7 protein-coding genes are annotated in these 9,606 nt (G+C 56.9%); 3 read left to right on the top strand and 4 right to left on the bottom strand.

The features are described 5' to 3' along the window. Positions 1-6 precede the first annotated feature (6 nt). Both AB6729_RS12690 and AB6729_RS12695 read left to right on the top strand, forming a co-directional pair. A complete protein-coding gene (locus tag AB6729_RS12690) occupies positions 7-1,173 on the top strand; it encodes a pyridoxal phosphate-dependent aminotransferase (protein ID WP_371081990.1) in 1,167 nt (388 codons plus the stop codon). Positions 1,174-1,275: 102 nt separating this feature from the next. Next, entirely contained in the window at positions 1,276-1,866 is a 591-nt protein-coding gene (locus AB6729_RS12695; RefSeq protein WP_371081991.1) for a hypothetical protein, read from the top strand. Here the strand turns inward: AB6729_RS12695 and AB6729_RS12700 are convergent. The 4 genes from AB6729_RS12700 to AB6729_RS12715 all read right to left on the bottom strand — a co-directional run bounded on the left by AB6729_RS12700 (position 1,863) and on the right by AB6729_RS12715 (position 5,555). Then, positions 1,863-3,251 carry a hypothetical protein gene (locus AB6729_RS12700; RefSeq protein ID WP_371081992.1) on the bottom strand — a complete coding sequence of 463 codons (1,389 nt, stop codon included), beginning with the start codon at positions 3,249-3,251 and terminating at the stop codon, positions 1,863-1,865. The genes AB6729_RS12695 and AB6729_RS12700 overlap by 4 nt on opposite strands. Before the next feature lie 188 nt (positions 3,252-3,439). Further along, the gene (locus AB6729_RS12705; RefSeq protein WP_371081993.1) at positions 3,440-4,504 is read right to left on the bottom strand and encodes a M20/M25/M40 family metallo-hydrolase; all 1,065 of its coding nucleotides are present in this window, start codon (positions 4,502-4,504) and stop codon (positions 3,440-3,442) included. Between the two features lie 46 nt (positions 4,505-4,550). Further along, a complete protein-coding gene (cobO, locus tag AB6729_RS12710; protein ID WP_371081994.1) occupies positions 4,551-5,096 on the bottom strand; it encodes a cob(I)yrinic acid a,c-diamide adenosyltransferase in 546 nt (181 codons plus the stop codon). 3 nt (positions 5,097-5,099) lie between these two features. Beyond that, on the bottom strand, positions 5,100-5,555 hold the full coding sequence (locus tag AB6729_RS12715) for a 23S rRNA (pseudouridine(1915)-N(3))-methyltransferase RlmH (RefSeq protein WP_371081995.1): 456 nt from the start codon (positions 5,553-5,555) through the stop codon (positions 5,100-5,102). 271 nt (positions 5,556-5,826) lie between these two features. Between AB6729_RS12715 and AB6729_RS12720 the strand changes: the two genes are divergently transcribed. Then, positions 5,827-9,468 (top strand): carboxypeptidase regulatory-like domain-containing protein, encoded by a 3,642-nt coding sequence (locus tag AB6729_RS12720; RefSeq protein ID WP_371081996.1) that lies wholly within the window; start codon positions 5,827-5,829, stop codon positions 9,466-9,468. The last annotated feature ends 138 nt before the right edge of the window (positions 9,469-9,606 follow it).

A 9,606-nucleotide genomic window follows, 5' to 3' on the forward strand; every position in this document is an offset into this window, starting at 1 on the left:
GGCTGCATGAGCAAGCTGCGAACCAGCGCATCGGCGCCCATCACAGTGCAAAGCGAAATCCGAGCTATGAGCGTGTTGTGTGAACAGGTGGGCGGCATCAACATGTCGCAGGGCATCTGCGATACAGACGTGCCTGCGGTTGTGATGGAAGGCGCGAAGGCCGCGATGGACGCAGGCTTCAACATCTACACGCGGCTGGATGGAATTGCGCGTCTGCGTGATGCCGTGGCGGCGGACTGGTCGCGACGCAACGGTATACCTGTCGACCCGGAGCACGAAGTGCTCATCACCAGTGGAGCTACCGGCGCGTTTTATTGCGCGGCGCGCGGACTGCTTGATCCCGGTGATGAAGTCATCCTGTTTGAGCCAATGTATGGCTACCACATCTACACTCTGCGTGGCCTGGGACTGGAGCCGGTGATTGCGCCGCTGGAGTATGGCACGTGGGCGCTGGATGTGGATGCGCTGCGTGCAGCGATTACGCCGAAGACACGCGCCATTGTGCTGAATACGCCGTCGAATCCGTGCGGCAAGGTCTTCACACGCGCTGAGCTGCAGGCGATTGCAGACATCGCGATTGAGCAGGATTTGTTTGTGCTCTCCGATGAGATCTATGAACACTTCATCTATCCCGGACACACGCACATCAGCATCGCGACGCTGCCGGGAATGAAGGAACGCACGGTTACCATCTCTGGCTTTTCGAAGACATACAGCGTGACAGGATGGCGCGTGGGTTTTTTGATTGCCGATGCGAAGTGGATACCCGCGATTGGTTTTTTCTCCGATACGGTGTACATCTGCGCGCCTGCGCCGTTTCAGCATGGTTGTGCTGCGGGGCTAGAGTTGTTGCCGCCATCGTTTTATACCGATCTTGCCGCGGAACATGATCGCAAACGTGCACAGACCGTAGCAGCGTTGCAGGATGCCGGGCTTACGCCGCACATACCGGATGGGGCGTATTACATCGTTGCGGATGCCACACCGCTGCATGGCGCCACTGCGGCAGAGAAGGCGCGTGATTTATTAGCGCGCACGGGTGTTGCGGCTGTGGCTGGTTCTGCATTCTTTCGCAAAGGTGGCGGTGAGAACCTGCTGCGTTTCTGCTTTGGCAAGCGCGATGCCGATCTGGATGAGGCATGCCAGCGGTTGCGGAGCTTATCGCGTGCCTGAATTACTGATATGGAAAGTCCTTAGCTTCGAGAAAGAGCGCATTTGCGCTAAACTGCCCGAATGCTGCCCAGCCTGAAAGATCTCGAAGGATTCTTCGAGTGGTTGTTTATTGGATCGAGCCAGGTGGCGGCCTGGGGCAATATCCTCACTCTGCTCATCGTGTATTACTACACGCGCTATACCCGACGCATGATGGTAGCTACTGAGGCTACGATGCGCGCATCGCAGCGACCGCTGGTGCAGGTGATCGGGGTGCAGCGGTTTGGAGAAGAGGTCGAGGTGCAACTGCGCAATGTGGGCCACGGGCCTGCGTTGAACCTCTGCCGCTGGGTTGCGCGTCGCAGCACGGCGGCGGATGGCATTCCGCGCAGACCCGGCTTCATTGCACCGCCAAAGCACTTTGAAGAGAACTCGCATGTTGAGGTACTTGGTGCGGGTGGTGAAGAACTAATCGATTTTGAACATCGCATGGCTGCGGGCAAGGACTGGGAAGAGGTCCTGCTGATCATTCATGCGGAGGACATTCAGGGCAACCGCTACCAGAATGCCGTAAAAATTCGCCTCAGCGAGGAAGAGAATCGCATGGTGTGGCAGAGCATGTCTGAGCAGTTGCAGGAGGACGCTATGGAGCATCCGCTGGTGCAGAAGCTGATGGCAGTGAAGAGCAATCTGCAAGAACGCATCCAACGCTAAAGCACGCTGAGAAAGTTCACCAGGTCCTGTTTCTCGCGTTCGGTGTAATGCGCTTGATAACGGCGGTCGTAGAAATCCACCACGGCACGCAGGTTCTTCGCTGAACCCGCGGTGAAGTATGGAGCACGCGCAGGCAATGCGCGAAGTTGCTGCATCACCAACGAACCCACGTCGGCGCATTTGCCTGTGATCAATGCTCGTCCCGGATCATTCGTGTAAATCACGCGACCCAGGTAGGGATGCGGCGTCGCCTTTGCATTGCAGGTGATCTTGAATAGCGGCAGGTCTTTCTGATCGCCAGCCCACGGAAGCGATGATGTTCCAATATCCATCCATGCCTGCGTGGTGGCTGCGCCGGTGCGGCGTTCGCTGTGACAGGTGGCGCAGGTTCCCTGTGTGGCATTGCCGTTCTTCAGATTGGCTGTCTGCGTAATGGCAAAGGTGCGTGAAGAGAAGACAGCGCTGCCGCGTTCCACGGAATGTCGGAACTCATTTTCCGGTGTGCTGGAGTTGCCTGCCCAATGGGTAAGTGTCATGCCATTGCCATCAGGCAAAGCGGCTGCGCGTGCCAGGTTCCATGAGCCAAGCAGCGCAGGCGCGCCAAAGCTGGAGATGTCGCCGCCGGTATCGTCATGCCCCTGCGAGACAAAGACCTGTCGTTCAAAGGCAACGATGCTTTGCATGTCTTCGGCAGAGATGTTGCCATTGCCCTGCATGTGTTTGTGAAAGGCGTCCTGCGCCTGCGCTTCCAGCGTGGTGGCGCGACTGTCTGCGGTGAACGCGTCTGCTGCTTCCAGATAGCGCAGGTTCGCCGCCATGCGCGGTCTGCGGTAGATGGATACGGAAGGATACGCGGCATGCAGGCCGTATGTTCTGCCACTATTGCAACCCGTAGGATCGCGCATTACTTCCATGCGGAACTCTGGCGTGACACCTTCGGCGGGCCATTGTTGCTGAATGCGGAAGAGTCCCTTTTCCAGCAGCAACGAATGCGAGGCGCGATCATTCTGCGGCAGGTCTGGGCAGTTGGATCCATCCACCGCGGCAAAGACTGCGTCGTGTCCGGTGGTTTGCAGCCAGCGTTCCTGCAGTTTCTCTGGCGTCACACTCATGCCATTGGAAAGCTGGTGGCATGTAATGCATCCGCGTCCGTTGGTGCCCAGCGGGCGAAAGAAGGGATGCTGTCCGGAGGTGAGGTCGCCCGCCGTGTTGTAGATGAGCAGATCGCCGCTGCTGTCCTTAAAGACCGATGAGAAAGGCATGCGTTCATTGCTGCCTGCCTCCCACCACGCGGGAGCGCCACCGTACTGGCCCATGGTGGCCAGCACAATCACTGCAATCGAAGTCGCACCGCAGACAACGGCGGCGATTCGCTTCAGACGCATTCGGACGGGAAGCTGCAACAAGGGATTTACCCCTCACGCAAAGTAGATTGGAACAGCGGTACTGCAAGATATACCACCGCTGCGCAAAGAATAGTTCGTTTTGTTACCAAATAATTCGATGGGCTCGTTGCATTGCAAAAGAAAAGGGCGCAGCCGAAGCCGCGCCCTTTTCGTGTTGACGTTCCTTATTACTGTGTGGGTGGGCGGCGCGTGGTGTTTGCGTCGGGTTTGCCGCCGGGGTTCCACGTTGGCTTCCACGTGGTGTCCGCCAGCCAGCGTACAGGGCCTTCCATAGAGGCAATCGCGGCGGTCATGTGCGCGAAGTCGATGGTCTTCAACTCGTCAGAAAGCTGGTGGTAATCCGTGTGCAGGCCAAAGGAAGAAACGGTCTGCGCAATGATGCCCTGTCGTGCCAGCGCAATGTTATCGCTGCGCATGAAGAATTGTTCCTTGGGGTGCGGATCAGCCACAATGTTCGCGCCGTGCTTCGCCAGTTCAGGCCCCAGGTTGCTGCGCTCATAGCCGGTAAGCCACAGCGTGCCTTCCTTCACAGCGGCATCGGGGCGTCCGATCATCTCAAACTCCAGGTTTGCCACCAGCGATTCCAGCGGCACCGGCGGATGCGCCAGGAAACCGCGCGCGCCATATCCGCCCATCTCTTCGCTGCCAAAAAGGGCGAAGACAATGGTGCGCTTGGGCGCTTTGCCTGCGGCGAGTGTGCGAGCGAGATTCAGCACAGCGGTAGTGCCGCTGGCATCATCGTCTGCGCCGTTGTAGATCGCATCGCCGTTCTTCGGCTCTTTCAACATGCCCAGATGATCGAGATGCGCGGTCAGCAGAATGACCTCACTCTTCAGCTTCGGATCGCTGCCGGGCAGCGTGGCGATGGCGTTCCATGTTTCCGTACGCGATGTGTCTTCAAAGGTGGCCATGCGCTGCTTCATGCGATCATTCATGCGCGATGTCAGATCGACCGGAATCTTCTGCAGAAAAGTGCCGTCGTCGCCCGCAGGTTTCAGACCAAGTCCCTCGAATACAGTCGCGCAGTATTGTGCGGCAAGATGCTCATCGCGCGTCAGGCTGCCGCGGCCATGCAGCGTATCGCTGGCAAGGAAATCCATGTCAGCGTGTACATGCACGGCAAGCGATGCGGTGTTCGGTTGAGCTGAGGGTTTTTTCGCTGGTCCGGCAGCATAGGAAGGCACAGCGGCAAACGCCGCGAGAGCAAAGGCAGTCAGAAATCTGAAACGCATACCGGAGACTGTACTGTTCCGAAGACGGTAAGAGCAACTGTATCTGTCAGAATTCAATGCCGCGCTGCGCCAGGATGCCGCGTGTATAGGCATGCTTCACCTCACGCATCTCTGTGACCGTGTCCGCAAGCTCTACTAAGAATGGATGTGCATTGCGTCCGGTCAGGATGACATGCAGCATCTGCGGCCTTTCTTTCAGCGCATCTGCCACTGCCTGTGCGTCGAGCATGTCGTAGCCAATCGCGTAGTTGATTTCGTCAAGCACGATCAGGTCCCATTCGCCGGAATGCATTTCGCGGATTGCTTCCTGCCACGCTTCCTGCACCATGCGCAGGTCTTCGGGATCAGTTTCCGCGCCGCCCACTTTCACAAAGCCACGACCCATCTGTCGGATGATGAGATCGCCACCAAAGCGTTCCGCGGCATCCAGTTCGCCGTAGTGCCACGAGCCTTTCAAAAACTGCAACACCAGAACGCGCATACCATTGCCCGCGGCGCGCATGGCGGTGCCCAGTGCGGCTGTGGTTTTGCCCTTGCCTGCGCCGGTGTGAATGATCAGCAGCCCCTGCCGCTGTGTGCCTGTGTCTGTCATGGATTAATGGCCCAGATGATACGGATGCCCTTGCAGGATGGTGGATGTGCGATAGATCTGTTCTGACAACACCAGCCATGCCAGTTCATGCGGCAGTGTCATTGCGCCCAGCGATAACCGAAGGTCTGCCGCCTTTCGTGCTTCGTCTGACCAGCCGTCTGCGGGACCGATGGCTAACATGAACCGGCGAATACCGTTATCACGCGCTTCGCGAATGCGTTCAGCAAATGCGACAGAGTCCAGTGATTTACCGCCGAGATCAGCGATCCAGAACAAAGCTGCACCCACGTGTTTTTCATCACGTACAAATTCCATCAGCATCTTTTCCGTACGAAAAACACGCGCCATTGCGGGAAGGGTTTTGCCGCAACGTTGCAGGTAATCCTTCGCAACGATTTCAAGCGCGGAGTGATGTGCTGCGCCCGGGCGCACAGAAAGCAACATAACTTGAATGGCCATCTGCGAGACCCTTTCTTGCGCATAGCGGCGCAGGCTATTCACATCTTGAAGATATGTAATTCCCAAGAAACTTCTATGAAAAAGTAGATATATCAGGTTGCAATCATGGCGCTGTTTACGTCAATTAGCGTCATAACTTGCCATACATCCGGTTTCGATCGGATTGGTACACCTCGTGCAATATGTCGTGTCGAACACTTTCCCCGTTTTGGATTGTTGGGCCGTAAGGCCTAGGTCCCGCTCACGACATCTCTTTTGAGGATACTCATTGATGAAGAAACAATTTGTCCGTCTAGCTTTGGCTGCGGTCACTTTCGCCGGTGTTCCGGTGATGCTATCTCCTACTGCTTTGGCGCAGGCCATCTCGGTTAACGGTGGTGCTATCAGCGGCACGATCACTGATCCTTCGGGCGCAGTGGTTGGTGGTGCCGCGATCTCTATTTCGAACCTTGAAACCGGTTTTAAGCGTGACCTGACTACTGACAAGTCCGGCTTCTACCAAATTGGACCGTTGAACCCCGGTAAGTACGCTCTGACCGTGACAGCTCCCGGGTTTCAGACAACGACCGTTCAGACAGTTGTGCGCACCGGTACGGCCACGCCTGGCAGCTTCAAGCTGAATATCGGTCAGTCTTCCACTGAGATCAGCGTGAGCGCAGGTGAAGTCCAGATCAACACGGATCAGGGTGGCGTTTCGGACGTGATCACGAAGCAGCAGATTGACACGCTGCCGATTAATGGACGTAACTTCCTTGATCTTGCGCAGATTGAACCGGGCGTCATCCTGCAGTCGGGCGAATCGTTCGATCCCACCAAGGCTGGTTATTCGGCTATCTCGGTTGGCGGTGTTTCCGGTCGTACGACCCGCATCCTTCTGGATGGACAGGACATCACGGACGAAACCGTGGGTACCACGATTTTCAATGTGTCGCAGGGCGCTATTAATGAGTTCCAGCTCAACCGTTCCACGCAGGACGTATCGGGTGAGCTAACTTCCACCGGCCAGGTCCTGGTGTCTACGAATAGCGGCACCAACTCATTCCACGGCCAGGCGTTCTATCAGTTCCAGGATCACCGCGCATTGTTTGCCCGCGCACAGAATGGCTTCGACGCTCCCTTCCAGCGCAACCAGTTCGGTGGCAGCATCGGCGGACCGATCATCAAAGACAAGCTGTTCTTCTTCGCGAATGCAGAACGCATCAAGCAGGACTCCTCGGCGGTTGCATCGCTGGGTTCTCTGTTTACAGCGATCTCTGCTGCGAACCCGACGATTCCAACGCCCTACCGCGAGACTTATTCCACGATTCGTTTGGATTACAACGGCCCCTGGGGAGCGCACTTCTTCGTCCGCGCGAACTACAACGTGAATTCGGTAGCTTCCAACTATGGTGACGGCTACTGGCTCTATGCCAACCGCGACAACACGCCTGGGCTTGCGGCGGGTGCCGACTTTACCAGCGGCGGCGGTAAGTTCACACACTCTTTCCGTGGTTCGTATGAAAAGTTCCACAACCTGATCACGGACAGCAGCAGCAACCCAGCGCTGTACAACGGCATTCCGGGGCTGACGTTCTACTACGCAACGCAGCATCTGTACTCCGGTCCGAACTACCTTGCTCCGCAGGGCACGTTCCAATCGGACAAGCAGCTCCGTTATGACGGATCGTGGACCAAGGGTTCGCACAACATCCGTTACGGCTATAGCCTGAACCGCATTCTTGGCGGAGGTTTCGCGGCCTTCTTTGGTCTCAGCCCACGTGTCCGTATCGGTGCAGACAGCCTGCTGGCTAACTGCAATGGTGTTTCCGGTGCAGCATCTTGCGCTTCGGATCCGCTGCATGGGTATTCTGCTTCGGGTATTATCCTTGGCAATGGCCAGGGCTATTTCACCGAGAAGAATGGCTTCGGACTTCCTGGTGGCGGTGTTTTCGATTGGCGTAATGGCGCGTACCTGCAGGATAGCTGGAAGGTTACCCCGAGCTTCACATTTAACGCGGGTGTTCGCTGGACACTGGATACGCAACGTGCAAATCAGGACCTGACGCTTCCGACCTGCGCAGATCTCGATACGAGTGTCTTTAGCGGTAGCCTCAATCCTTGCAGCGGTCTGGCCGGAACCACGCCTCTGACGCAGCTCTGGAACTCGAACTGGACGGCGGCGAAGACGCACCAGCCATACGCAAATTTTGCTCCCCAGATCAGCATGGTGTACCAGCTTCCGGATAAGAAGACGGTTCTCCGTGTGGGTTATGGCCTCTTCTATGAGGGCGACGTGATGAACAACACCACGAATGCTCGCACCACACTGATCAAGACGGGGGCATTCTTTAATGACGCCGGCATCTGCCCGTACTACGGTTCAAGCAGCGTACCTTTCCCGGATGGTACACGAGTCTCGTCGATCAACGGTGTCTCCATTTCCGATCTCTGCAGCCAGCCTCTTGCGACGGCAGCTCCGAATATCCAGGCGCTGCAGGCAGCTTACCAGGCCAATACGAGCCAGCATGCCACTTCTGCAAACGGCTCATATTTAGGTGAGACGCTTGCAGCCAACGGTGGCACAGGAACCAGCGGCGGCCCCTACGGAACCGCGTTCCGCAGTCCGTACTCACAGCAATGGAACGCGGGTATTCAGCGTGAAATCTTCAAGGGTGGTGTTCTGAGTGCGGATTATATCCATAACTCAACCATCAAGATTTCGCAGTGGGTCGATCAGAACCATGTGGGTGCAGCACGCTATCTGAACGCGACGGCTGCACGTGCCGCAGTCGCCGCCACCGCGGCGAACTACTCAGCCTGCTCTGCAGCAACGACAACGTCTGCCCAGGCGGACTGTGCCATCGCTCAGGGGGCGACGCTGGATGACTTCGCCGGCAACGGTCTCGATTCCGGTGCTCAATATCTAAGCGGCTATGCTGCTGCTTCGGCTGGCTACACTCCGAACACGGGAGCAGCCTTCGCGGGCGCAAACCCTCTACTCGGCAATGGCAACTTCCTGGTGCCGATTGGCCGCTCTGGCTATGACGCTCTGCAGGTAGTCTTCCGTCAGGTTGCTCAACACCCTGCGCCTGGAATCATGTCGTCGAATATCCAGGTGTCTTATAACCTGTCTCGCGTTGTCAGCTCCAGCGGCGGCGGCTCTGACCAGTTCTTTGCAGCCGGTTCGTGGGATTATGACAACCCGAGCCAGTACATGGGACGCAACAGTCTGGATCATAAGAACCAGGTCAACTTCGGTGGTTCGGTAACGTTGAAGTATGGTCCGCGCATTGGTCTGATCGGACACTTCTATTCCGCACCTCCCAGCAACCTGCTTCTCGATGCCTCTAATTCCACAGGCGGCATTTTCACCACGGATCTCACAGGTGACGGCAGCATTGGCGATCTGGCTCCGGGAACTCTGCCGGGAGACTACATGCGCCGCATTGGACCGAAGGGTATTGCGGGCTACGTCAATAACTTCAACAGCGCTTACGCAGGTAAGCTGACACCGGCCGGCCAGGCCCTGGTAAGTGCAGGCATCCTGACCCAAGCCCAGCTCACATCGATGGGTGCTACGATCCAGCCCATTGCGACATCGGCATCACCCGTCGCATTGCCCAATTCGACCACTCGGTCTCTGGACGCCAGCTTCTCTTATCCGATTCCGCTCGCGAAGCTTCGTGAAGGAATTACGCTGGAACCAGAAATCGACTTCTACAACATCGGTAATTTCTCGAACTTCACCAATAACATCAGCGGCGTGTTGCTGAACCAGAATTCTGCTGGTGGTCCCGTAAACACCACCACAGGCTACCTAACCGGACCGAACAACTACGCCACGCTGAACGCAGATCGTATTCAGCGCGGTTCGGGAACCTACAACGTGGGCGCTGCCCGCACCACCGAGTTCAAGCTCAAACTGAACTTCTAACGCACTCCCCCGGAAGAGAAGCGATGCGGAGAGCTTTGGCTCTCCGCATCGCTTTTGTTGCTCCACGCTGCAGCGTGGAGCACATGGACTGACTGCATCAGGAACAAAGAAGCGCCGCTGCATCCAAAGATGCAGCGG

Origin of the sequence: Terriglobus sp. RCC_193 (genome assembly GCF_041355105.1) — a bacterium.
Lineage (GTDB): Bacteria > Acidobacteriota > Terriglobia > Terriglobales > Acidobacteriaceae > Terriglobus.

Coding starts and splice junctions, on each gene's coding strand:
- AB6729_RS12715 (WP_371081995.1), bottom strand. CDS start 5,555: ATGGCCATTCAAGTTATGTTGCTTTCTGTGCGCCCGGGCGCAGCACAT.
- AB6729_RS12705 (WP_371081993.1), bottom strand. CDS start 4,504: ATGCGTTTCAGATTTCTGACTGCCTTTGCTCTCGCGGCGTTTGCCGCT.
- AB6729_RS12700 (WP_371081992.1), bottom strand. CDS start 3,251: ATGCGTCTGAAGCGAATCGCCGCCGTTGTCTGCGGTGCGACTTCGATT.
- cobO (WP_371081994.1), bottom strand. CDS start 5,096: ATGACAGACACAGGCACACAGCGGCAGGGGCTGCTGATCATTCACACC.
- AB6729_RS12720 (WP_371081996.1), top strand. CDS start 5,827: ATGAAGAAACAATTTGTCCGTCTAGCTTTGGCTGCGGTCACTTTCGCC.
- AB6729_RS12690 (WP_371081990.1), top strand. CDS start 7: ATGAGCAAGCTGCGAACCAGCGCATCGGCGCCCATCACAGTGCAAAGC.